This window comes from Dyella sp. (assembly GCF_036746095.1).
GTDB lineage: Bacteria > Pseudomonadota > Gammaproteobacteria > Xanthomonadales > Rhodanobacteraceae > Dyella_B.
This window is the reverse complement of record NZ_DAIOEU010000031.1, coordinates 13,238-35,495: the sequence shown is the minus strand read 5'-3', so window position 1 is coordinate 35,495 and position 22,258 is coordinate 13,238. Positions and strand designations below refer to the sequence as shown.

Here is a 22,258-nt window from a genome sequence, read left to right as displayed (position 1 = left end):
AACGCTAGCAGCTACCACCCGCCCTCCCCATGTGCATGAAGGCACTGCCACGGGTCCGGACCATGCATGTCACCGTCATCCCGTACAATCCGGCCCCATGAAAATCGCCTCATGGAACGTGAACTCGCTGAAGGTGCGCATTCCGCATCTCACCCAGTGGCTGTCTGATGCACGCCCCGACGTGGTGGCGCTGCAGGAAACCAAGCTGGAAGACGCCAAGTTTCCCGTCGACGAGCTCGCCGCCGCCGGCTACCAGGCCATCTATGCCGGGCAGAAAACCTATAACGGCGTGGCGATTCTTGCCCGCAACGACAAAGGTTTCCGGTTCGAGGACGTGCTCACCGACATTCCGGGCCTGGATGATCCGCAGCGGCGCATTCTTGCCACGACGGTTGGCGGCGTGCGCGTGGTCGATCTCTACGTCGTCAACGGCAAGGCCGTGGGCGACGAGAAATACACCTACAAGCTGCACTGGCTGGAGCGCGTGCGCGGCTTTCTGGCGGAAGAAATCAAGCGCCATCCGAAGCTGGTGGTGCTGGGTGATTTCAATATCGCACCCGACGACCGCGACGTATACGACCCGCTCGCCTGGGGCGAGGAGGTCCTGTGTTCCCCGCCCGAACGCGCGGCCCTGAAAGCCATGACAGACCTGGGCCTGCATGACAGCTTCCGGCTGTTTGAAGAGGCTGGCGGCCATTTCAGCTGGTGGGACTACCGGCAGGGGGCGTTCCGGCGCAACATGGGTCTGCGTATCGACTTGATCCTGCTTGGCGATGCCCTGAAATCCTCGGCCAGGGCTGCCACTATCGACCGCGAACCGCGGCGCTGGGAGCGGCCTTCCGACCACACGCCAGTCACGGTGGAACTGGATATTGAATGACGATGAGCGATACCAAGACCAACTGGCCCAGTTCGCTGGACGATAGCGAGCTGGACGAACTGGACGCCTACCTGCGCACGCACGCCCAGGAAGGCCAAGGCCATCTATTGCTCGACGGTGTGCACGGCTTGCTGAGTGCCTTGGCCGTCGGGCCGACCAAAGTGCTGCCCGATGAATGGCTGCCCGAAGTGCTGCACGAACCCTTCGCCGACGAAGAAGAAGGCAATCGCGTGCTCGCGCTGCTGGCCAAGCTCAATGATTCGATCAGTGCCGAACTAGACGTGGATGCCTACGAACCCATTCTCGGCGAATTGGATACCGAAGCCGGTCCTGCGCTGTCGGCGGCCGGCTGGTGCGAAGGCTTCAGCCGCGCCATCGACCTGCGTGCCGGTCTGTGGGAAAAGCGCTTGGCCGACGATCCATCGTTGATGGAAATTCTCGGTCCGGTGATGGCCTTGGCGGTAGACGAAGGCATCCTGAGTGCCGAAGCCGAATTCGAAAAACTCACCGAAGACGAATACGACGACTGCCTAGCGCAGCTGCCCGCCGTGCTGGCCGCCGTCAACCACTATTGGTACGAGCATCCCGCCACCGACGCAGAACTCGACACGCTGCACCACGCGACGGAAACCGGCGCCGACCATCAGCCGCCACCGCGGCACCGTAGCGGGCACTGGGTGCATTGACCGCGGCTTTCCCTCTTGCATGGAGAGGGAACGTGATTGGCGGCACCATGCACGAGGCTGTGCATATCGCGAAACAGTCCGTTCGCATCGACCAGTCTTGGGCTTGCGCGCCGGCACAACCATCATGTGCGCCAGATCCTTCTGACGGGAGCACAGCATGACCGAACGCCGCATTCTCCGCCGCATCCGCGGTACCGATACCTCCGACGGTGCAGGCGTGAAACTCAAGCGCATCATCGGCCAGCCGGGCCTGGACATGCTCGACCCTTTCCTGCTGCTGGACGAGTTCCGTTCCGATCAGGCCAACGACTACATCGCCGGTTTTCCGGAACATCCCCATCGCGGTTTCGAAACCGTCACCTACATGCTGGCCGGTCGCATGCAGCACGGCGACAACCACGGCAACCGCGGTGACCTGAAGCCCGGCAGCGTGCAATGGATGACCGCCGGCCGCGGCATCCTGCACTCGGAAATGCCGCAGCAGGAAAACGGTCTGATGTGGGGCTTCCAGCTGTGGGTGAACCTGCCGGCAAAGGACAAGATGACCGCGCCGCGCTATCAGGACATTGATCCGGAACACATTCCTGTTGTGACGCCGGCCGATGGAGTGACGCTCAAGGTCATTGCCGGCCATTTTGGTGACGCAACCGGTCCGGTGTCCGGAATTGTCACCGCGCCGGTGTACCTGGATATCGCCCTCGATGCTGGCGCCGGGATTGAGGTTCCGCTGCCGGAAGGCCACCACGCGTTCGCCTATGTGTTCGACGGCAGCGATGCCCAGGTGGCCGGCGAGGAGCTCTCCCGCAGCGAGCTGGCGGTGCTGTCCACGGGCGACAGTGTGCGGGTTGCCGGCCGCGAAGCCCCGGCCCGCGTGCTGTTGGTGGCTGGCCAACCGTTGCAGGAACCGGTCGCGCGCTATGGCCCGTTCGTGATGAACACGCCCGAGCAGATCCACGAGGCGATTGCCGATTTCCGCGCCGGCAAGTTCTAAGCCACAACCCGCGCTTCAGCCATGCCATGGCCCCGCCGATAGAGATATGGGCGGGGCCATGTGCGTTCGGTCACAGCCCTCACCAAAGTGGCCAGCTTGACGGGTCGACGGCATGGACGATGCATCAGGTTCCACGCCGAAAGCGTTAAGGATTCGCCGAGAAAAAAGGGTTGCGGAGCGAAAAAGTACGGCGTTAAATTAGAATTAATCCAGCGCTCAACATATGCCTGTACAATCTTGCTCCGTAAAGTTTTTAGAAACCGCAGTTAACTCGTTGTTTTACCAGACCATGACCGTCCTAACCTTCACCATCATCGTGGTTTTCGCACTCGCCGCCGTAGCGGTGAAGCGCGTGCCGGCGGGACAGGTCTACAGCCTCTACCGCAACGGCAGGCCGGTGCGCCTGCTGCAGCCTGGTACCCATGTCGTCCTGCCGCTGCTCGACCGCGTCGGCCATCGCATTGATCTTGGCGGCCGCGTAATGCGCTTCGATGCTTCCTTTGACGAAACCACGCCCGTGCAAGGCACCGTCTACTGGCAGGTACTGGAACCGGAACGCGCCGACGCCGTGATCGAAAGTGCCGACCAGCTCATCCGCAGCGGCGTGCTGCAGGCCCTGCAAACCGAGACGGACGCCGATCAGCAGCAACGCCGCGAAGTGGCTTGCCGCCTCAAGACCAACCTCAACCAGCAGCTGCGCGAGCGCGGCGTGATGGTCACCCGCGTGGAACTGGACGCCGCCGCGTAACAAACCGAATCTGGCCAGGTCGCCCAAGAAGCACCGGCTCAGGGGAATCTGAAAGACTCGACCCGCTGCGGCGGGTCTTCTTTTGGCCGAAATTCACAGGGATACTGCGCGGCCTTGCCGCGCCCGAGGAATCGCGATGACCGACCGCTCCGCCCTGCAAACCCAGCTCGAACAGGGCATTGCCGCGCTCGGCTTCACCTTGCCGGGGCAAGCCGTGCCGCGCCTGCTCGACTATCTGGCCCTGCTGGAACGCTGGAACGCGACCTACAACCTTACGGCTATTCGCCAGCCCGCGGAAATGGTGACCCGGCATCTGCTCGATTCGCTGGCGATCCTGCCCTACGTGCAGGGCGACACGCTTGCCGACCTCGGTACAGGTCCCGGCCTGCCTGGCATTCCGCTGGCCATCGCCGCACCGGGTCGGCAGGTATTGCTGGTGGATTCCAACGGCAAGAAGGTGCGCTTCCTGCGCGAGGCCATCCGCTCCCTGAAACTGGAAGGCGTGCGCGCACTGCAATCGCGGGTGGAGGATGTGGAAGGCCATTTCGACTGCATCACCGCACGCGCCTTCGCCAGCCTGGCGGATATGTTGGCGTGGGGTGGTCATCTGCTGACCCCCGGCGGCGTTTGGCTGGCGATGAAGGGCAAGACGCCGGAGGAGGAGTTTGCCGGCGTCCCGTCCGTCTTTGCCGTGCGGGGTATCCACGCGCTGGCGGTGCCTGGACTGGGCGCGGCAGAGCGCCACCTGGTCGTGCTACAGCACGCAAAGGCCTGAATACATCAGGCTTTGCCGCCCCCTTCCTGCTAATCTACCCCTCCTTTCGCACACGCCTCGGTACCGGACAAAACATGGCCCGTATCATCGCTGTCGCCAACCAGAAAGGTGGCGTCGGCAAAACCACTACCGCTGTCAATCTCGCCGCAGCGCTCGCTGCGGCGAAGCGCAAAGTGCTGCTGATCGATCTCGATCCGCAGGGCAATGCGACCATGGCATCCGGCGTGGACAAGCACGAAGCCTCGCCCAGCGGCTGCGAAGTGCTGCTGGCCGAAGCGCCGATCGATACCGCCATCGTCACCACCGAAGCGCATTACGACCTGCTGCCGGGCAACGGCGATCTCACCGCCGCCGAACTGAAGCTGATGGATGCGCTGGCGCGCGAGAACCGTTTGAAGGAACAGCTGGCGAAAATCGGCGGCAAATACGACATCATCCTGATCGACTGCCCGCCCACGCTGCACCTGCTCACCGTCAATGCCCTGACCGCGGCGAACAGCCTGCTGATTCCGGTGCAGTGCGAATACTTCGCGCTGGAAGGTCTTTCCAGCCTGCTCGACACGGTCAAGGCCGTGCGCCAGCGCCTGAATCCGCAGCTGGAGATCGAAGGCCTGCTGCGCACCATGTACGACGTGCGCAACAACCTCGGCAACGAAGTTTCCGCGCAGCTCACCCAGCATTTCGGCGACAAGGTGCTGCGCTCGATCATTCCGCGCAACGTGCGCCTCGCCGAAGCGCCCAGCCACGGCCAACCGATCCATCTCTACGATCGCAGCTCGCGTGGTGCGATTGCCTACATTGGCCTCGCCGGCGAAATCATCCGCCGCGAACGCGGTTCGCAGGCAGCCGTGGCAGCGTTGCACGCCATGCATGGCGATGCCCCCGGGGAGTCGTCGATCGAAGCCTCGGCACATCTGGACCAGGAGTAGGAATGTCTGCTGCGAAGAAACGTGGACTGGGACGCGGGCTCGATGCCCTGCTCGGCGGTGGCGATACCGGCGCACCTTCGGTGATCGAGCAGGAAGGCGAGCTGCGCACCCTGCCCATCCAATACATCCAGCCCGGCAAATACCAGCCGCGCCGCCATTGGAACGATGAAGCGCTGGATGAGCTGGCCGCATCGATCCGCGCCCAAGGACTCATTCAACCGGTGGTGGTGCGCGCACTCGGCAAGAACAGCTACGAGCTGATCGCCGGCGAACGCCGCTGGCGTGCCGCGCAACGCGCGCAGCTCAGCGACATTCCAGCGCTGGTCAAGGACGTCCCCGAAATCGCGGTGCCGGCGATGGCGTTGATCGAAAACATCCAGCGCCAGGACCTTACCCCGCTGGAAGAAGCCGACGCCGTCAAGCGGCTGATCGACGATTTCGATCTCACCCACCAGCAAGCTGCCGATGCGGTAGGCCGTTCGCGCGCGGCGGTTTCCAACATGCTGCGCCTGATCGACCTGCCCGCATCGATCAAGCGTCTGCTGGACGATGGCAAGCTGGAGATGGGGCACGCGCGCTGCCTGCTCACCCTGCCCGAATACCAAGCCGAATCGCTGGCGCTGGAAGCGGCGCGCAACAACTGGAGCGTGCGCGAGCTGGAAGACGCCGCCCGCAAAGCGCAGACCGCGCCCAAGGGCAAGGCCAAGAGCGCACCGGCGCGTGATCCGAACGTCGACGCGCTGGAACGCGAACTGGCCGAGCGCTTCGCCACCAAAGTGGAAGTGGCGCATGGCCGCGGCGGGCGCGGCAAGCTGGTGATCCACTACCACAGCAACGACGAGCTGGATGGGATTCTCGGCAAGCTGCGCTAGCCCGTCATGCCGGCGCAGGCCGGAATCCAGTGGGACATGCGTGCGAAGCACACGACCTCGTTTTGCATGCTTCGCATGGTTTATTTGGACTGGATTCCGGCCTGCGCCGGAATGACGAGCAAAAGCATGGCGCTCGTCAATACCGTTTACGCATTAAAAGGCCTTACTTCATGCCGCAACTCTCCGTCGTCGTGCCCGTCTTCAACGAACGCGACAACATTCCCTCGCTGCTCGCCGAAATCGCCACCGCCCTGCGCGGTCACGTGGACTTCGAGGTCGTCTACGTCGACGACGATTCCAGCGACGACAGTCGTGCAGTGTTGCAGGCGCAGAAGGCCAGTTATCCGGAACTGCGCGTGCTGCATCACGTGACGCGCAGCGGGCAGAGCACGGCGGTGTGGAATGGCGTGCATGCCGCACGTTCGCCGTGGGTGGCGACGCTCGATGGCGACGGCCAGAACGATCCGGCTGATATTCCCAAACTGCTGGCCGCGCGCGATTCGGCACCGGCAGATGTGAAGTTGCTCGCTGGTTGGCGTACCACGCGTCGCGACAGCTTCAACAAGCGCATCTCCTCCAAGATCGCCAATGCTGTGCGTTCGCGCATGCTGCGTGACGCTACGCCGGATACCGGCTGCGGCCTCAAGCTGTTCGAGCGCGAGATATTCCTGCGCTTGCCCTACTTCGACCACATGCATCGTTACCTGCCGGCCCTGGTCAAGCGCGCTGGCTTCAGCAGCCAGAGCGTGCCAGTGGGGCATCGCCCGCGCACGGCCGGCAAATCCAAGTACGGCATGCTCGATCGCTTGTGGGTCGGTATCGCGGATTTGCGCGGTGTCGCATGGCTCATGCGAAGGGCCAAAGTCACCCGTATCGAAGAACTCTAGGGCCTGGCCCCGGAGCAGCCACCATGCGGCCGCGCGTAACTACTTCGGGCCATGCTGAGACATCAAACAGGCTCTTGGAACCCGCTCACATCGTTTGAATGACCGGGGCGTATGCTTGGCGGACGTCGTACCCGCCAGGAGGCCGTCTGTGAGCATCGCTGTCAAACGTGTCTACGAACCTGTCGCCAAATCGGATGGCTATCGCGTGCTGGTGGATCGCATCTGGCCGCGCGGCTTGAAGAAGGAAGATGCAGCGCTGGATATCTGGGCGAAGGAACTGGCTCCCAGCACGGCGCTGCGAAAGTGGTTCGGCCACGATCCCGCATGCTGGGAAGCCTTCCGCCATCGCTACGCCAGCGAGCTCGATAAACACAAGTCGTTCTGGCAGCCGCTGATCACGCGCGCCGAGCGTCATCGCGTCACGCTGCTGTTCGGTGCGAAGGATGAAGAACACAACCAGGCGGTTGCGTTGAAGATGTACCTGGACAACTGGATGAAGGCGAACGGCCTGGGTTGATGCCGGGGCGCGTGCTCATCGCGAACGCGGTTGCCACGCTTCCAATGACGTGCGCATCTTTTCGCGCCCGGACTCGACCAAGTTCCGCGCGCGATGAAAGGCATACACGCTGGACACATTGCGCGGCAGTTGCACCAGCAAATCCGGTTGATAGGCCGCCAGGCGCAAACGCGAAAGATTGGCCTGCATCAAATCCATCGATTGGCCCAACAGCTCCAGCGCGCCCAGTTCATGCGCCTTGCCGGGCGCGAGGGCCTTGGCGTCGCTGCCCGGCAGCAGCTTTTCCAGCAGGCGACTGAGTCCGCTCCTGCCCCTGGTTTCATGCGCCGACATTTCGACCGGCAGATTCGCCTCGGCCGGCCCGTCGATGCTGACGGCAATCACGTAGTCCGCCGGTTCGCGAATCAACGGCGTGACCGGTACCGGATTGAGCAAGCCGCCGTCGACCAGTACGCGTCCATCGATCAGCTGCGGGCGGAACAGCGTGGGGATGGCAATCGAAGCGCGCACGGCATCGAACAGCGAGCCGCGCGTGAGCCAAACCTCGCGCTCGCGTTCAATATCCGTGGCGACGGCGGTAAAGGCGATCGGCAAGTCTTCAATCTGCACGTCGCCGATCAGCTCCAGCATGGTGCCGATGATCTTCTCGCCCTTGATCAAGCCGCCGCCGGCAAACGAAAACGACCAGTCCACCAGTTTCAAGATGTCGAACTTGTCGAGGGAGCACACCCAATCGCGGTAAATCGGCAGCTTGCCTGCTGCATGGATGCCGCCGATCAGCGCGCCCATCGAACAGCCGGCGATGGCGACGATCTCGAAACCCTGCTTTTCGAGTTCCTCGATGGCGCCGATATGCGCCAGCCCTTTGGCACCGCCCGCGCCCAGCGCCAGCGCGACGGTGGGCTTGCGCGATGTGTCGTCCTTGCCAACCTGCAATTGAATCTCGGTGGATGGCATGAGTCGTGGTGACGATAAAAGGGCTTATTGATAGCCGGTCAGTGCGAGCTGCAGCATGATCTTCATTTCCTCGCGCAGCGGCAGGGGCGCGGCGATCTCCGCATCCGGCCCGTATTTCAGCACGTCCATCAGCAATTCGCGCGAATTGGAATACGGCAGCTGCAACTCGTAGCGACCATCGGGCAGCCACGTGCCCTTCTGCTGCGAATGCCAATGCTCATCCGCCACCCAGCGCGCGGCATGCGCAGAGAAACGGATGGTGGCCCACGCTTTGGGTTTGCCGGCGAAGATGCCGTAGCTGGAAGCGAGCAGATCGTTGAGTTCGTTTTCGGCGACGTCATTGGCCGCCGCTTCCAGCGCATGCGGTTCGGCAATGCGATCGACCGCGAAGCTGCGCAGCGCTTCGCGGTCGTGATCCCAGGCATCCAGATACCAGTTGTCGCGGTAATGCGTCAGACGTTGCGGCGACACCGTGCGCTTGCTTTCATTGTTGGTGGTGCGCGCGCGATAAACGAAGCGCAACTGCTTGCGATCCAGCACCGCGCCGGCGGTAATGCGGAACACCTGCTGATCCAGCTTGCGCTCGCCCCACGGAATTACCCGGATGCGTTCCACCGGCAAGGCCTTGCCGCTGGCACGATCAGAGAGCAGATGCTCGATGCGCGCCTTGAACGGCGCCAATGCGCCGGCGAGCACGCCGGGCCCGCTGCGCCCGATCAGCTCGTTCAAGGCGAGCAGGGCTGCCAGTTCATCCGAGGTGAGCCACAGCCCCGGCAGTTCGAAACGCTGCCCTTCGGTGGCTTCATAACGGAACGCGGCATGTTCGCCGCCCGCGCTCTCGATCGGTGCACCCAGCGCATCGCGCAGGAAGGCGATATCGCGGTAAAGCGTGGCACGTGAACAATCCAGCTCGTCCATCAGCCGCGGCAGCGGCACCGGATAGTGGGCCGACTTCAATAGACGGTGCAGGGTGAGAATGCGCTCGTAGCGATCCATGTCGGCGTTCGGCAGGGGAGGGTTTTGTGTAGCATGGAGATGCTAAGTGACGCCCGCAAGCGTTAGGTAACCTTTGATCTCTTCCTACAGATCCGGCATGAGGTCCAGAAGACGCGCATACAGTGCGGCGACGGGTACGTAGGAAGAGATCAGAAGCTCCTTAGGACTTTCCCCGGTCCACATGGCTACACGCCCCAATCCAATGCAGTCGGTCGATGGCGACCCGGCAACCCTACCCGTGGGGCTGGCGCCTATGCTCCTGGAAGTCCTGGCCTTGTGCGGCTATGGGCTGTGGATGCTGCTCGGTTTGGCGCTGGCCCTTGGCATTTACAGTCCCGGGCGGGGCGATGCCCTGGTGCCGCTGGCGCTGGGTTGCGTTTTCGTCAGCGCCGGCCTGGTCGCTGCCTGCCTGCGCCTGCGCACGCTTTCGGAGTGGCATGGCTGGCAGATCGGGCGCCCGCAGCGACCCACCCGCGAAGCCGTGCTGGCCCTGGCTACCTACCTGCCCATGCTCGGCCTGGCTGGCCTGGTACGCGGCACCGATGATTTCTGGGCCACGCGCAGTATCAGCCTGGTGCTCGCATCGGGCAGCCTGGTTTGCCTGATCACCAGTGCTTACGGCTATCGCACGCGCCGGCTGGCCGACCAGGCCGGCGTCGCCGTGCAGCTACCGATCAGCCGCGTGCTTTCGGCCTGCTACGGCGGCGGCCTGTGGCTTTGGGTCTGCCTGGCCTTCCAGGCGGATTTGCCGCACACCTCCAAAGCCTCGCTGCCGTGGGCGATCGGCTTGCTGCTGCTGGCCATGCTGCTGGGGCTGGTCGATGGGGTGGGCTGGCATTCCCTGCGCGCCTCCAGCCTTGGCGAACGCCGAGAGCGTTCCCAGCAAGGATTGCAAGCACGCCGCTTCCTGGCCGCCGTGCTGATCTGCGCCATCCCCTGCCTCAGCCTGCTGGTAGTCCCGGTGCTGCCGGCAGGCCGCTGGCTGACGCCCGTCGCGGGGGCGGCCTATATCGTCGGCAAAAGCCTGGAGCTGTGGCTCTATGACTTCGCGCTGACACGCTTTGCCATTGCCCGCCTACAGGCCAGGTCATCAGGGCTGACATCGGCGAGTCATTAAGATCGCTCTAAATATTCACAAAGCATTCAAGCCGCGCCGCTAAAGTGGCCTGTCCCCAACAGCTTTTTAACATTGGACGATCCAGCGATGAAAAACCTGCTGATGACCGGCCTGGCGCTCGCCGCCTTGGCCACGTTCACCGCCCACGCCCAGGACACGTCCTCCGGCACCCAGACAAGCACCGGCACCTGGACCGGTTCGGGTGAACTGGGCTTCGCCTCCACCACCGGCAACTCCCGTTCGCAGAACGTGAACGCAAAACTGAACCTGGCCCAGGAAACCGACCAGTGGAAGAACAGCTTCTTCGCTGACTGGCTGCGCTCCAAGGGCCAGGTTACCGTCACCAACGCGCAGGGCAACGCGGTCAAGCAATTCGACACCACCGCGGACCGCTACGACCTTGGCGCATCGGCCGGCTACAAGCTCGACCCGCGCAGCTACATCGTGGCCGCCGGCCGTTATGACCACGATGATTTCGCCGCTTACCGCTGGCAAGGCACGGTCTCGCTCGGCTATGGCTACATGGCGTTGAAGACCGACCGCACCCAGCTCTCCTTCGAAATCGGCCCCGGTTACACGGAATACCAGCCGGCCACCGGCACCCAGACCATCAACGGTGTAGCCGTACCGCTGAAGGAACCGCGCCAGAGCCAGGTGGTGGCGCGCGGCCTGGTGAACTACAAATACCGACTCACCGAAAACACGGCTTTCGACGATACGTTCCTGATGGAAGCCGGCAGCAAGAACACCTACCTGCAGAACGATGCAGGCCTTGCCGTCAGCATGACCAAGAAGCTCTCGATCAAGGTGGGCTTCCAGGTACGCCACAACAGCGACGTGCTGCCAGGCATTCGCCGCACCGATACGCTGACGACGACCAATATCGTCTACAACCTCTGATCATTCGCGGCGATCCCGCCGTACCTGTCGACCCTCCGTGTTCAAGCACGGAGGGTTTTGTTTTGTGCCTGTCCTTGCTTTGATGGCGTCGATCCCTCGCACCGCTGTCAGCGTTGGAATACCCGCCCTCAGGCCGATGCCTGCTACAGCATCGGCGTCATATCCCGAACACTGCGCGCACATCAAATTTTCGTAAAGCCGTCCGATCGCGACGCGATTCGGCACGGGCGCAGAGGGATGGTTACATGAAACATAAGACACGAATCGCGACGGCGATTGCCGCAGCGTTGCTCATGAGTGCGGTCCACGCACAAGATGCCTCGCAAGCAGAAAGCGGCGAAACCAAATCCAAAACGCTGCAGGCCATCACCGTCACTGGCTCGCATATTCGCAGTGTGGACGTGGAAACCTCGCAGCCGGTGTTCACCATCGATCGGCAGGCGATCAAAGAATCGGGTTTGACCAACCTCAACGACATCCTTGCGCGCCTGCCTTCGGCGGGTACGCCCGACATCACACCGCAAGACACGTTGGGCAGCGGCATGGATGTAGGTGGCCGCTACGTTGATATTCGCTATCTGGGCGCAACGCGCACCCTTGTACTGGTGAACGGCCACCGCTGGAGCACCAGCTTGGGTGGTTATACGGACATCTCCACCATTCCGGTTTCGATGGTCGAACGCATCGACGTGCTCAAAGATGGCGCCTCCTCAGTGTACGGCTCTGATGCGATCGCCGGCGTGGTCAATATCGTCACGCGCGAAAAGTTCGATGGCGCCGAAGCCAACGTGTACTACGGTTCAAATCAAAAGGGCGACGGCCAGCAGAAAAACGCCGATTTCACCTGGGGATACAACACTGAAAAATCATCCACCATCATCAGCGCGTCATACCAGGATGAATCGCCGATGTGGGATCGCACGCGTGACATCACCCGTTATGCCTACGGACCGCGCCATCCCGACGACGGCTTAGGCACCGGTCCGTGGGGTCGCGTGACTGATCCGCGCGCGCCTGGCACACAAGGAGCCGGCAAATATAACGAGCAAGGACAGTGGACACCGAACCAGTACGTGGTCAATCACGGAAGCGCGAACACTGGCAATCTCGACAACTATCACTTTTACGACGGCAATCCGGGCGACCTGTACAACGCCAACCAGATCATGACATTCCGCGCTGGCAGCAAGCTGAAAACGCTGGCCGTACAAGAGCGCTACAAACTCACTGACAGCATCACCCTGACCGGCAACGCCACGTACAGCACGCGCGATACATCCAGTCAGCTGGCGGGCTATCCGCTCTCCACATCAGGCGTTCCCACTGCCAATCTGGTTATCGATCCGAACAACGCGTACAACCCATTCCCGGGTTACGAAACTCAGTTCGCGCGACGCACTGTCGAGTTGCCGCGCATTACTTGGGCAAATTCCCGGCTGGCGCACCTGGACGTCGGTGCGCAGGGCTACTTCACTTTCCTCGACCACGACTGGAGCTGGGACGCCAACTACACCTTCTCGCAGACGAATGTTCGCCAGATCACGACGGGCAATCTGTATCTGCCCAACGTGTTGAATGCGATCGGTCCCACGACGATGTTGGACGGGCAACCTGTCTGCGCCGACGCAACAGCACGCGCTGCCGGCTGTACCCCCTGGAATGTGCTGGCAGGCCCCGGCTTTACCTCGTCCTCGCAGTGGGATTACCTCAATTCGGTCAGCATCGCGCGCCAGCAAAGTCAGACGGACGACGTATCCGTGAACGCGGGCGGCGGTCTCTTCGATCTACCGGGCGGAACGGTGAACATCGCGGGCGGTTTGGAACATCGTCGCGAAAAGGGGTATTTCCGCCCCTACGGTCCTGACTCGGCAGGCCTCACCACCAACCTTGCGAGCGATCCCACCAAGGGCCGTTACAACGTAAACGAGGCCTACTTGGAGGTGGATGTTCCACTGTTGCGGGATTTGCCAGGCGCGCAAGAACTCGGCATCAACCTTGCCAGTCGCTACTCGCACTACAGCAGCTTCGGCAGCACCACCAACAACAAGTACAGCATTCGCTGGCGCCCGATTGAAGAGCTACTGGTGCGTGGCACGTATGCCAAAGGTTTCCGTGCACCGGCATTGCAGGATCTCTACGCGGGCAGCGCGCAAAGCTTCGAAAGCTTCCTCGATCCCTGCGACAGCATCTATGGCACAGCCGCCAGCACGTCCGGCGTAGCATCTGCGTGTGCGGCTGCCGGCGTGCCGACGGGTTATCGCCAGATCAACCAAGCGGGTCAGGCCGTAGGCCCCAATGGCGGTCAAACGCCGATTCCGTTCACATCGGTTTCCAACCCGACCCTGAAGCCGGAAACCTCCAGCACCCGTACGCTAGGCTTGGTCTACAGTCCGCACTATGTCGATGGCCTGGACTTCACCCTGGACTACTACGACATCCGCCTGAAGCAAGCCATCACCTACCTGGATGCCAATCAGGTCTTGAGCTATTGCTACGGCCAGAGCATCAGTAGCTATTGCGCAAACATTACGCGCGATAGCACCGGTCAAATCGTGCAGCTTTACGAAGGTCCGGTTAATCTCGATGCGATCAGTACCGCCGGTTTTGACTTTGGCATTCATTACCGCTTGCCGGCCACACCATTCGGTCAATTCCGTGTTGGACTGGATGGCAATTATCTAAGCAAGTATCAGCAAAGCAACGGGCCTGGCACGCAGCCCTCAAACATGGCTGGCTGGATGAACGGTACACAAGCCTTGTATCGCCTGCGTTCCAACCTGCAAGTTGATTGGCAATACAAGCAATTCGGTGCGGGATGGACTGTGCGCTATTTCTCCGGACTCAAGGACAGTTGCTGGGACGCCGACACCGAATGCGGCAATCCGAACTACACCAATCCGGTGTATGCAGGCCAAGGCATGGCGCAAAAAGGCTCGGTGGCTTTCAATGATGCGCAATTCCGTTACAAAACATCATGGAATGGCACTCTTTCCGTCGGCGTGAACAACATCTTCAACAAGAAGAGTCCGTTCTACTACAACGTTTCTTTTGCAGGTTCGGGTAGCCCACCGCTCAATCCGCAATTCGATATCGATCGCTACTTCTACGTGCAATACAGCCAGAAGTTCTGAGTGCTTTATCCGCGCGATGTTCGAAAAAAACGGGCCAGCTGGCCCGTTTTTTTAATGTGCAAGCAGCGTGCCTGCGCCTTGTGCGAACAGGGCTTGCGCCACCTCCTTGCCAAGCACCACCGCGTCATCGCCGCTACCCGTTGCTTCCGCAAGCAAGAGACGCCCACTCGACACATCCCCCACCATGCCGCGCAAATGCAAGCCGCGCTCGGTCACCGTGCACCACGCACCCACCGGCACCGTGCAGCTTCCGCCCAGCGCTTGATTCATTGCGCGCTCGGCGGTGACAGCCAAGCGTGTATCGGCGTCATCCAGTACCGCAAGCGTTTCCAATACATCGAGCTGATCCGCGCGCGCTTCGATCGCAATGGCCGCCTGTCCTGGTGCTGGCAACCAATTGGGTGCGGCCATGCGGCTACGGATGCGATCGTGCATGCCTAAGCGTTCCAGCCCGGCGCAGGCGAGAACGATCGCGTCGTAATGGCCAGCATCCAGCTTCTGCACACGCGTACCGACGTTGCCGCGCAGATCGAGCAGTTCCAGATCGGGCCGCACCGCGCGCAACTGTGCTTGGCGACGCAAGGATGAGGTGCCTACGCGCGCACCGAGCGGCAGCGCAGTGACGTCAGCGTAGTGATTGCTGACGAAAGCGTCCGCCGCATCGGCGCGCGGCAGGATGGCGGGCAGGGTAAAACCGGGTTCCAATTCCGCCGGCACATCTTTCAGCGAATGCACGGCCAGATCCGCGCGGCCTTCCAGCATGGCCACTTCCAGTTCCTTGAGAAACAAACCCTTGCCGCCGATCGTCGCCAGCGGCTTGTCCAGAATCTCGTCGCCGCGTGTAGACAACGGCACCAATTCCACACGTAGACCAGGATGCGCCCCGCGCAACAAGGTTGCCACGTGCTCGGCCTGCCACAGGGCAAGCGCGCTCTTGCGGGTGGCGATGCGTAGCAGGGAAGGCGACATGACAGCTCCGGAAAGGGTGGCAGTCGTTATTGTCGCGCACTCGTCAACCCACACGCAGCAGCTTGCGCAAGGTCGGCAAATTGCGGCGGCTGACTTCCGGACTGAAATCCGTACCAGCCAGCCGCGCCAGCACCCGGCCATCGGCCAGTGTCTTCAGCCCCACCAGGCGATTGGCCGGCACCAGGCAATTGCGATGCAGGCGAATCAGATGTTCGGGATAGGTTTCCTCAAGCTGCCGTAGCGAATCATCGAGCAGCAACTGATCGCCCGCGCGATGCGCCACCACGTATTTCTCTTCCGCCACCAGGCAGATCACGTCGTCCAGCGCAATGCGGATGGGCTCACCACGTACGCGCGCATGCAGCCAACCCACCGGCTCGCGCGGCTGCGATTCCAGCCGCTGGCGCACGCGCCGTAGCGCATCGCGCAGCCGCTCCACGCGCACGGGCTTCAACAGATAATCGGCGGCGCCCAATTCGAACGCATGCACGGCGTGTGCTTCATAAGCGGTGCAGAACACCACCTGCGGACGCGTGCGGTTGGCCAAGCGCGCGGCCAGTGCCTTGCCATCCAGGCCGGGCATGTTGATGTCGAGCAGCAGCAGGTCCGGCTGCTTTTCGGAAATCGCCGCCAGCGCGGCTTCGCCGTCGGCCACGCTGCCGACCACGTCCACGTCCGCGCACTCTTTCAGCAGCGCGTCCATGCGCGCTCGTGCGAGTGGTTCGTCGTCAACGATCAGTACGCGCATGATGCATCTCGATGGGAAGCTGCAACGTCACTACAAAACGATTCCCTTGCGGTCCCGCCTCCAGGCTCGCCCGTGGTCCGAAATGATAAGCCACGCGCTGGCGCACGTTGTTCAAGCCGTGCCCGCTGCCGCCAACAGACGGTGTTTCGGCGAGCGGATTGTCGATCTCGATGCGCATCATGGCGCCCGCACGCACACCGCGCAGCACGATCTCGCCGCCTTCACGCAGCGGCTGCACGCCGTGGCGCACCGCGTTCTCCACCAATGGCTGCAGCAACAGCACCGGCATCAATGCATCCCTTGGCAGATCATCCAGCTCACGCCGCACGCGCAAGCGTTCACCCAGGCGCAGTTGTTCGATGTCGAGATAACGATCCACCAGATGCAGCTCTTCACCCAGCGTGCCGCTGTGCGTATCGTCCTGGCCCAGAGCGGCACGGAACAGTTCGGAAAGATCTTCCACCGTACGTTCGGCCGCTTCCGGATCCACGCGCACCAGCGCCGCCACCGTATTCATGCTGTTGAACAGAAAGTGCGGGCGAATGCGCGCCTGCAAGGCTTCAACCCTGGCGTGCGCGACGGCGGCGAGCCGCGCCTGCCATTCGGCCAGCACGTAGAAATAGCGCAGCATGGCCGCGCCGAGCAGGGCGGCGATCAAGCCGTTATCGCGCACGAATGTGTTGGAGCCAGCCGGTATCAACTGCATCTCCAGCATCGTATCCATCCACTGCGCCATCACGCTGCCCAGCACCACGATCGACACCATCACCAGCCACACGCCCGCATATGGCAGCAGGCCGGGCAGGCGCAGCAGCCAGGGACGCAGCTTGCACAGCGCCACGCCGATCACCATGCCCACCCACTCCACGAACAGCATGCCCACGCTGTAGCCACGCCAGCCGCGCGTGCTCTGCGGCGCCAGCCATGCCAGCGTCACGCACAGCGCGCCCACCACCAGCAGCGCCGAGATCACCGGCAGGCTGCAGAAGTCCGGCAGCGGGCTGTGCGGCTGTGAAGAAGGTTTGCTGGTCGTCCCCGGCATGCGCGCAGTATGCCCGCATGGCTCGCTGTTTTTCAGCGCAGGCGTTCGCCGATCCAGCGGCGCAGGTCGGCGATCTCCTGCGGATGGACCGAGTGCGGCATCGGGTAGGTATGCCAGTCCACCTGATAGCCCAGTGTTTCCAGTGCGGCACGCGAGTCGACGCCTCGCTGCAGCACCACCACCGGATCGAACGTGCCGTGTCCCCAGAAAATCGGTATGTGGGCATTGGCGGCGCTACGTTCGCCCGCCAGCGTATGGGCGATCGGCAGATAGGTGGACAGCGCCACGATGCCCGCCAGTTTCTGCGCATGACGCAGGCCGGTTGCCAGGGCAATTGCACCGCCCTGCGAAAAGCCCGCCAGCAGAATGCGTTCGCTCGGCACGCCGCGCTCATGCTCGCGAGCGATCAACGCCTCCACCTGCTTGATGGCTTCGCGCGTGCCCGTTTCATCTTGCGGCGCGCCCGGCTCGAAGCTATAGATGTCGTACCACGCACGCATCGCCATGCCGTTGTTGATCGTCACCGACCGCACCGGTGCATGCGGAAATACGAAGCGCAGGGCCGGCCAGTCGGGCGAGACCAGCTCCGGCACGATCGGCGCGAAGTCATGGCCGTCCGCGCCTAGACCATGCAGCCAGATGATGCTGTAGACGGGGTTGGCGGCGGTTTCGTTTTCGACGGTGGGGAGCAGGGTCATAAGCACATGAAGGCACAGGTAAGCAGAGCCGCATCGTAGCAGCTGCCATTGCACTCCTTGCGTGCTTGACGCACATTGCCCGGCTTGTTCTGCGGCGAGGCACAGGCACATGGAATGGAGCGACGTTCGGATCTTCCTTGCGGTGGCGCGCAGCCAATCGCTGGGTGGCGCGGCACGCATGCTTGGCATCAGCCACCCTACGGTGGGTCGCCGATTGCGAGCATTGGAAGCGGCCACCGGCCAGACTTTGTTCCAGCGGCATAACGATGGCGTGGTACTGACTGACGCCGGCGAGGGCGTGCTCAAGCTTGCCGAAGACATGGAAACCAGCGCGTGGGCCATGCAGCGGCGTCTTGCCGGTGAAAGCGATCATCCCGAAGGTGTGCTACGCATATCAGCCGCCGAATGGTTTGCCGCTTATGTGTTGCCGCCGGTACTGCAGGAATTGGTGGAGCGGTACCCGCGCGTTACGCCGGAATTGATAGCCGGTACGCGCCTGTTTGATTTGTCGCGCCGCGAGGCTGATCTCGTCTTCCGCGTCGTACCGTTCGCCGAGGCCGACATCGTTCAGCGTCGCCTGATGCGCATCGGTTATGCGGTTTATGCCGCGTATGATGCCGATGATCCGGCGAGCGATGGTGCCAATACGAACCTGCTGCTGATGGATACAAGTTACTATCACTACCCCGATGTCGTCTGGCTGCAACAGCGACTGCCGAAAGCACGCATCGTGTTCACCACCAACAGCCGCGAAATGCAGGCACGGCTCTGTGCTCGCGGCATGGGCCTGGCCGTGTTGCCACAGCCTATCGGGGAGCAGGTGCCAGGCCTGCGACGAGTGAATCTGGGCGAAGCACCGCCCAGCCGCGATATCTGGATGGGCTATCACCAGGACCTTCGCCGCATGGATCGCCTGCGTGCGATGGCGGATATCGCCGGACGTTTATTGGGCGAAACCTCCGAACAGAATTGAACGGCTGCAGTGCACGTTCGTCAGTGTTTTAGCCATGACGTGTTGCGCATGCTGGCGTTCTCCCCTCAATGAGGATCTGTCATGTGCGCGTCCGCACCCAAGTTTCGCCCAAACCGTGGCTACTACGCCATGGCACTCGGCGCCTTCACCGTCGTGGCGTTATCGGATGGCGAGTTCGAACTGCCCGCCGAGAAACTGTTGATCGAACGTCAACCTGGTGATGTAAACGACCTGCTGACGCATGCGGGATTGCCGGGCGTTGTATGCAGCGACGTCAATGCTTATCTGCTCGACACCGGCGATGCGTGCGTGCTGGTGGATGCCGGAGCAGGGAGCTTGCAAGGCCCAGGACTAGGTCGTTTGGTCTCGCATATGCATGCCGCCGGCTACGCACCGGAACATGTCGACCTGGTATTGCTTACGCATCTGCATCCCGATCATGTCGGTGGCATAGCAAGTGAAGGGCTCGCTACGTTTCCAAAGGCCATAGTGTGTGTCGACGAACGCGAACTGGCATTCTGGTGCAACCGCGCCAATGCCACGCTGGTGGATGAAAGCGTACGTGCCAGTTTCGACGGCGCCGCCGCATCACTGCAACCGTACAGAAAGGCAGGACGTCTTATTGCCTTCCAGTCGGGCGATCAGCTGGTGCCTGGCATCGTGGCGATCGAGCTGGATGGCCATACCGTGGGCCATACTGGCTTTCGCGTTGAGAGTGAGGGACAGCGCCTGCTGTTATGTGGCGATGTCCTGCATGTTGCCGCGGTGCAGTTGGCCGATCCTGACATCGCCATCCGTTACGACAGCAATCCAAAGAGAGCGAGCGAGACACGAATGCGTATGCTTGCGGAAACTGCCGCGCAAAATTGCTGGCTGGCTGCCGCACATGCGCCGTTTCCTGGGATAGGAAAGATCAGGCGCGCAGACGAAGGATACGAATGGGAACCGGCCGTCTGAAGCTTGGTTTCCAGGAGCCGGAAGTGTCGGATCACTGCGCGCTCGTGTTGAGCATGTCGTTTGATCACAGATCCAGCGCAGCTCACAACTCCTGCTCGTCGTTCCGGCGAAGGCCGGAATCCATTCCGCATGTCGCGGGATGTTCAACACGCCTGATGACTTCACGCTCCGTATCGAGAACGGATTCCGGCCTTCGCCGGAATGACGATTCGCTTCGATTTGGATTAGATGTGAATCCTGGATTAGTCGGGTTTGTACCCAACCGACGCGATCACCGCGCAGGCAACCCAAGCTCCTGCGCAAAAAACGTCAACATGATCGCCGTATTACCAACACGCTGACTAAACGGCGCACCAATCCCATGCCCCGCATTCATGCGCGTCAGCAACAGGATCGGTTGGTCCGACGTGGTCGCGTTCTGCAAGGCCGCGGTGAATTTGCGCGACTGCCACGGTGCCACGCGCGGATCGTTCGCACCCGTCGTCATCAACACCGCCGGATACGCCGTGTGCGGTTTCACGTTCTGCAACGGCGAATACGCCAGCGTGGCCTTGAATTGCGCCGGATCGTTGACCGTGCCGAACTCGCTCACGTTGTAGGCACCGTTGGTGAAGTGGGTCTCGTGCCGAATCACGTCATAGATGCCGACCATCGCGACCACCGCGCGATAATCGTCCGGATGCTGCACCAGCGATGCACCCATCAGCAGGCCGCCGTTGCTCTCGCCGAGAATGCCCAGATGCTTGCGGTCGGTCCAATGCGTGCCGAACAGCGCCAGCGCAGCCGCGTGGAAATCATCGAACACGTTTTGCTTGTGCAGCTTCTGGCCCTGCGCATGCCAGTCCTGGCCGTATTCGTTGCCGCCGCGGATATTGGCAAAAGCCAGCACGCCGCCGCGCTCCAGCCAGGCCAGTTCCGGCCCGATGAAGTGCGGCGTGATCGGAATGTCGTAGCCGCCGTAGCTGTACAGAATGGTTGGCCGCTGCCCGTCCGGCGTGATGCCGGGCATGCTCAGCACGGTGACGGGTATCTTGGTGCCGTCCTTGGAGGTGCCGTCGATGCGATGCACCTCCACCTTGCTGTAATCGGCCGCGGGTTTCACTTCGAACACCGTGCGCAGGCTGCCGCTTTTCGCATCGTAGTCGGCCCAGCGCGCGGGCAGCGTCCAGCCGCCGTAGGTGATCAGTGCGTGATCCTGGCCTTGTTCCGCGGCGATGCCTTCGATCGTGATGTCATGCGCTGGCAGCGGCAAGCGGCGCACCCGTCTGCCTTGAGCGTCGTATTGTTCCGCCCACCAATCGGGGCCCCAGCTGCGCGTTACCAGAAAACCGTCGGCGATCGGCGCAATGTTCTGCAGTGCTCCCTCGCGTTGCGTTACCACGGTAGTGACCTTGCCCTGCGCATCGACCGCCAGCAGCTTGCCGCGTGGCGCATCGGCAAAGCTCGTCACCAGCAGGCGCTGGCCAACCCAGGCCGCATTGCGCACGTTGGCTTCATGGCCCAGCACTTTCTTCCACGCAGCGCCTTGGCGCAGGTACACCTCGGCGGAGCCGCCATCGCCGATGTTGGCCAGCACGGCAAGCTGCGTGGCGCCGGGCGAGGCCAGCAAACGGTATTCGGCCACCTTCGAATAGCTTTTGCCGAACACCACCTCATCGGAGCGTGAGGCTTGTCCAAGCACGTGATGCACCAAGGCTGCATCGAACTGGCGTACTTTCGTACCCGATGGCGGCAACGGAAAGCGCACATAGACGAAACCGTGCTCGTCGGCATCCCACGCAACATCTTGCGGGGTCGTGCCGCCGCCGGCATACGGCAAGGCATCGCTCAGTACCTTGCCGGTGGTCGCGTCGAGCACGTGCAGCGTGGTCAATTCGCTGCCACCTTCCGCGGTGCCATAGGCCAGGTAGCGGCCAGTCGGTGACGGCCAGTAACCGGTGATCGCCGTACTGCCGTCGCCGGCATTGAGATCCACCAGCACGCGCGCCTTGCCATCCGGCCACGCCTGCGCCATCAGCTGCGGTTGCGGCTGGGGCGGCGTTTCCTGCATGTAGAACAGCGTGCCGCCGGCGAGCAGCGGCGAGGAGCGCGTGGTCGAGGTAATGGCCAGCTGCTGCACGCGCTCGGTCATCGCCTTGCCGTCGGGCATCGCGGCGAGCACCGCTTCGGTGTGTTCGTTCTGCGCCTTGATCCAGGCTTGCACGGCAGGATCCTGTGCGTTTTCCAGCCAGCGGTAGGGATCGTTGACGGTCACGCCATGCAAGGTGCTGGCGGAGGGACGTGTCGGTGACGCAGGCGGTTTGCCGTCACCGGCATAAGCGGCCACGCTGGCGACCAACGCAAGGGCAGGCAGGCAACGCAGGAAAAGGGACATGCCTTGAGATCCTGTGGCTAGAGCAGACCAGCCAGCCTATACCGTGCGCAGACTCAGGCGAAACGGGACCCATGGCGCTTGTCAGCGCGGCGCGCTTGGCTATGCTGGCCG

Annotated in this window: 21 protein-coding genes; 14 read left to right on the top strand and 7 right to left on the bottom strand. The window is 62.3% G+C overall.

Going from position 1 to position 22,258, the window contains the following annotated elements; genetic code table 11:
• The first annotated feature begins 97 nt into the window (after nucleotides 1–97).
• From xth to V7M64_RS13265, 9 genes are all read left to right on the top strand, one after another.
• Nucleotides 98–880, top strand: coding sequence for an exodeoxyribonuclease III (gene xth, locus V7M64_RS13305; protein WP_333679689.1), 783 nt, complete (start codon nucleotides 98–100; stop codon nucleotides 878–880).
• 2 nt (nucleotides 881–882) lie between these two features.
• Complete coding sequence (locus V7M64_RS13300) at nucleotides 883–1,566, top strand: YecA family protein (RefSeq protein WP_333679688.1); 684 nt, start codon at nucleotides 883–885, stop codon at nucleotides 1,564–1,566.
• Nucleotides 1,567–1,723: 157 nt separating this feature from the next.
• Nucleotides 1,724–2,557, top strand: a complete 834-nt coding sequence (locus V7M64_RS13295; protein ID WP_333679686.1) for a pirin family protein — start codon at nucleotides 1,724–1,726, stop codon at nucleotides 2,555–2,557.
• Nucleotides 2,558–2,846: 289 nt separating this feature from the next.
• Nucleotides 2,847–3,305, top strand: a complete 459-nt coding sequence (locus tag V7M64_RS13290; RefSeq protein WP_333679685.1) for an SPFH domain-containing protein — start codon at nucleotides 2,847–2,849, stop codon at nucleotides 3,303–3,305.
• Nucleotides 3,306–3,441: 136 nt separating this feature from the next.
• Nucleotides 3,442–4,080 carry a 16S rRNA (guanine(527)-N(7))-methyltransferase RsmG gene (rsmG, locus tag V7M64_RS13285; RefSeq protein WP_333679684.1) on the top strand — a complete coding sequence of 213 codons (639 nt, stop codon included), beginning with the start codon at nucleotides 3,442–3,444 and terminating at the stop codon, nucleotides 4,078–4,080.
• A 74-nt stretch (nucleotides 4,081–4,154) separates the two neighbouring features.
• Nucleotides 4,155–5,009, top strand: coding sequence for a ParA family protein (locus tag V7M64_RS13280; RefSeq protein WP_333679683.1), 855 nt, complete (start codon nucleotides 4,155–4,157; stop codon nucleotides 5,007–5,009).
• 2 nt (nucleotides 5,010–5,011) lie between these two features.
• Nucleotides 5,012–5,881 (top strand): ParB/RepB/Spo0J family partition protein, encoded by an 870-nt coding sequence (locus V7M64_RS13275; RefSeq protein WP_333679681.1) that lies wholly within the window; start codon nucleotides 5,012–5,014, stop codon nucleotides 5,879–5,881.
• A gap of 170 nt (nucleotides 5,882–6,051) precedes the next feature.
• Nucleotides 6,052–6,768 carry a glycosyltransferase gene (locus tag V7M64_RS13270; RefSeq protein WP_333679679.1) on the top strand — a complete coding sequence of 239 codons (717 nt, stop codon included), beginning with the start codon at nucleotides 6,052–6,054 and terminating at the stop codon, nucleotides 6,766–6,768.
• A 148-nt stretch (nucleotides 6,769–6,916) separates the two neighbouring features.
• Nucleotides 6,917–7,285, top strand: coding sequence for a DUF488 domain-containing protein (locus tag V7M64_RS13265; protein ID WP_333679678.1), 369 nt, complete (start codon nucleotides 6,917–6,919; stop codon nucleotides 7,283–7,285).
• A gap of 15 nt (nucleotides 7,286–7,300) precedes the next feature.
• Here the strand turns inward: V7M64_RS13265 and V7M64_RS13260 are convergent, their stop codons facing one another.
• Entirely contained in the window at nucleotides 7,301–8,242 is a 942-nt protein-coding gene (locus V7M64_RS13260) for a patatin-like phospholipase family protein (protein WP_333679677.1), read from the bottom strand.
• A 24-nt stretch (nucleotides 8,243–8,266) separates the two neighbouring features.
• On the bottom strand, nucleotides 8,267–9,238 hold the full coding sequence (locus tag V7M64_RS13255; RefSeq protein WP_333679676.1) for a YafY family protein: 972 nt from the start codon (nucleotides 9,236–9,238) through the stop codon (nucleotides 8,267–8,269).
• A gap of 253 nt (nucleotides 9,239–9,491) precedes the next feature.
• Here V7M64_RS13255 and V7M64_RS13250 point away from each other — a divergent pair, with 253 nt between their 5' ends.
• From V7M64_RS13250 to V7M64_RS13240, 3 genes are all read left to right on the top strand, one after another.
• Nucleotides 9,492–10,355: a hypothetical protein gene (locus V7M64_RS13250; protein WP_333679675.1), complete on the top strand. Its 864-nt coding sequence runs from the start codon at nucleotides 9,492–9,494 to the stop codon at nucleotides 10,353–10,355.
• Nucleotides 10,356–10,442: 87 nt separating this feature from the next.
• A complete protein-coding gene (locus tag V7M64_RS13245) occupies nucleotides 10,443–11,255 on the top strand; it encodes a DUF481 domain-containing protein (RefSeq protein WP_333679674.1) in 813 nt (270 codons plus the stop codon).
• Between the two features lie 245 nt (nucleotides 11,256–11,500).
• Complete coding sequence (locus V7M64_RS13240) at nucleotides 11,501–14,386, top strand: TonB-dependent receptor (protein WP_333679672.1); 2,886 nt, start codon at nucleotides 11,501–11,503, stop codon at nucleotides 14,384–14,386.
• A gap of 51 nt (nucleotides 14,387–14,437) precedes the next feature.
• On the opposite strand, the gene hemC is transcribed toward V7M64_RS13240, so the two are convergent.
• The 4 genes from hemC to V7M64_RS13220 are packed head-to-tail and all read right to left on the bottom strand — an operon-like array spanning nucleotide 14,438 to nucleotide 17,843.
• Nucleotides 14,438–15,355 carry a hydroxymethylbilane synthase gene (gene hemC / locus V7M64_RS13235; protein WP_333679671.1) on the bottom strand — a complete coding sequence of 306 codons (918 nt, stop codon included), beginning with the start codon at nucleotides 15,353–15,355 and terminating at the stop codon, nucleotides 14,438–14,440.
• A gap of 43 nt (nucleotides 15,356–15,398) precedes the next feature.
• The gene (locus V7M64_RS13230; protein WP_333679669.1) at nucleotides 15,399–16,103 is read right to left on the bottom strand and encodes a LytTR family DNA-binding domain-containing protein; all 705 of its coding nucleotides are present in this window, start codon (nucleotides 16,101–16,103) and stop codon (nucleotides 15,399–15,401) included.
• Nucleotides 16,084–17,145 (bottom strand): histidine kinase, encoded by a 1,062-nt coding sequence (locus V7M64_RS13225; protein ID WP_333679668.1) that lies wholly within the window; start codon nucleotides 17,143–17,145, stop codon nucleotides 16,084–16,086. The genes V7M64_RS13230 and V7M64_RS13225 overlap by 20 nt, the downstream gene beginning before the upstream one ends.
• Nucleotides 17,146–17,177: 32 nt before the next feature.
• The gene (locus V7M64_RS13220; RefSeq protein ID WP_333679667.1) at nucleotides 17,178–17,843 is read right to left on the bottom strand and encodes an alpha/beta hydrolase; all 666 of its coding nucleotides are present in this window, start codon (nucleotides 17,841–17,843) and stop codon (nucleotides 17,178–17,180) included.
• Between the two features lie 109 nt (nucleotides 17,844–17,952).
• On the opposite strand from V7M64_RS13220, the gene V7M64_RS13215 reads away from it, so the two are divergent.
• Both V7M64_RS13215 and V7M64_RS13210 read left to right on the top strand, forming a co-directional pair.
• A complete protein-coding gene (locus tag V7M64_RS13215; protein WP_333679665.1) occupies nucleotides 17,953–18,816 on the top strand; it encodes a LysR family transcriptional regulator in 864 nt (287 codons plus the stop codon).
• Between the two features lie 81 nt (nucleotides 18,817–18,897).
• Entirely contained in the window at nucleotides 18,898–19,773 is an 876-nt protein-coding gene (locus tag V7M64_RS13210) for an MBL fold metallo-hydrolase (RefSeq protein WP_333679664.1), read from the top strand.
• Nucleotides 19,774–20,044: 271 nt separating this feature from the next.
• Here the strand turns inward: V7M64_RS13210 and V7M64_RS13205 are convergent, their stop codons facing one another.
• Complete coding sequence (locus V7M64_RS13205) at nucleotides 20,045–22,147, bottom strand: prolyl oligopeptidase family serine peptidase (protein ID WP_333679662.1); 2,103 nt, start codon at nucleotides 22,145–22,147, stop codon at nucleotides 20,045–20,047.
• Nucleotides 22,148–22,258: the final 111 nt, after the last annotated feature.

Excerpts from the sequence above, each read along its gene's own strand:
- V7M64_RS13230 (WP_333679669.1), bottom strand. The coding sequence starts at position 16,103 with ATGCGCGTACTGATCGTTGACGACGAACCACTCGCACGAGCGCGCATG.
- V7M64_RS13255 (WP_333679676.1), bottom strand. The coding sequence starts at position 9,238 with ATGGATCGCTACGAGCGCATTCTCACCCTGCACCGTCTATTGAAGTCG.
- V7M64_RS13205 (WP_333679662.1), bottom strand. The coding sequence starts at position 22,147 with ATGTCCCTTTTCCTGCGTTGCCTGCCTGCCCTTGCGTTGGTCGCCAGC.
- hemC (WP_333679671.1), bottom strand. The coding sequence starts at position 15,355 with ATGTCGCCTTCCCTGCTACGCATCGCCACCCGCAAGAGCGCGCTTGCC.
- V7M64_RS13225 (WP_333679668.1), bottom strand. The coding sequence starts at position 17,145 with ATGCCGGGGACGACCAGCAAACCTTCTTCACAGCCGCACAGCCCGCTG.
- V7M64_RS13275 (WP_333679681.1), top strand. The coding sequence starts at position 5,012 with ATGTCTGCTGCGAAGAAACGTGGACTGGGACGCGGGCTCGATGCCCTG.
- V7M64_RS13245 (WP_333679674.1), top strand. The coding sequence starts at position 10,443 with ATGAAAAACCTGCTGATGACCGGCCTGGCGCTCGCCGCCTTGGCCACG.
- V7M64_RS13210 (WP_333679664.1), top strand. The coding sequence starts at position 18,898 with ATGTGCGCGTCCGCACCCAAGTTTCGCCCAAACCGTGGCTACTACGCC.
- V7M64_RS13270 (WP_333679679.1), top strand. The coding sequence starts at position 6,052 with ATGCCGCAACTCTCCGTCGTCGTGCCCGTCTTCAACGAACGCGACAAC.
- V7M64_RS13220 (WP_333679667.1), bottom strand. The coding sequence starts at position 17,843 with ATGACCCTGCTCCCCACCGTCGAAAACGAAACCGCCGCCAACCCCGTC.
- rsmG (WP_333679684.1), top strand. The coding sequence starts at position 3,442 with ATGACCGACCGCTCCGCCCTGCAAACCCAGCTCGAACAGGGCATTGCC.
- V7M64_RS13260 (WP_333679677.1), bottom strand. The coding sequence starts at position 8,242 with ATGCCATCCACCGAGATTCAATTGCAGGTTGGCAAGGACGACACATCG.
- V7M64_RS13280 (WP_333679683.1), top strand. The coding sequence starts at position 4,155 with ATGGCCCGTATCATCGCTGTCGCCAACCAGAAAGGTGGCGTCGGCAAA.
- V7M64_RS13215 (WP_333679665.1), top strand. The coding sequence starts at position 17,953 with ATGGAATGGAGCGACGTTCGGATCTTCCTTGCGGTGGCGCGCAGCCAA.
- V7M64_RS13250 (WP_333679675.1), top strand. The coding sequence starts at position 9,492 with ATGCTCCTGGAAGTCCTGGCCTTGTGCGGCTATGGGCTGTGGATGCTG.
- V7M64_RS13240 (WP_333679672.1), top strand. The coding sequence starts at position 11,501 with ATGAAACATAAGACACGAATCGCGACGGCGATTGCCGCAGCGTTGCTC.
- V7M64_RS13290 (WP_333679685.1), top strand. The coding sequence starts at position 2,847 with ATGACCGTCCTAACCTTCACCATCATCGTGGTTTTCGCACTCGCCGCC.
- V7M64_RS13300 (WP_333679688.1), top strand. The coding sequence starts at position 883 with ATGAGCGATACCAAGACCAACTGGCCCAGTTCGCTGGACGATAGCGAG.
- xth (WP_333679689.1), top strand. The coding sequence starts at position 98 with ATGAAAATCGCCTCATGGAACGTGAACTCGCTGAAGGTGCGCATTCCG.
- V7M64_RS13295 (WP_333679686.1), top strand. The coding sequence starts at position 1,724 with ATGACCGAACGCCGCATTCTCCGCCGCATCCGCGGTACCGATACCTCC.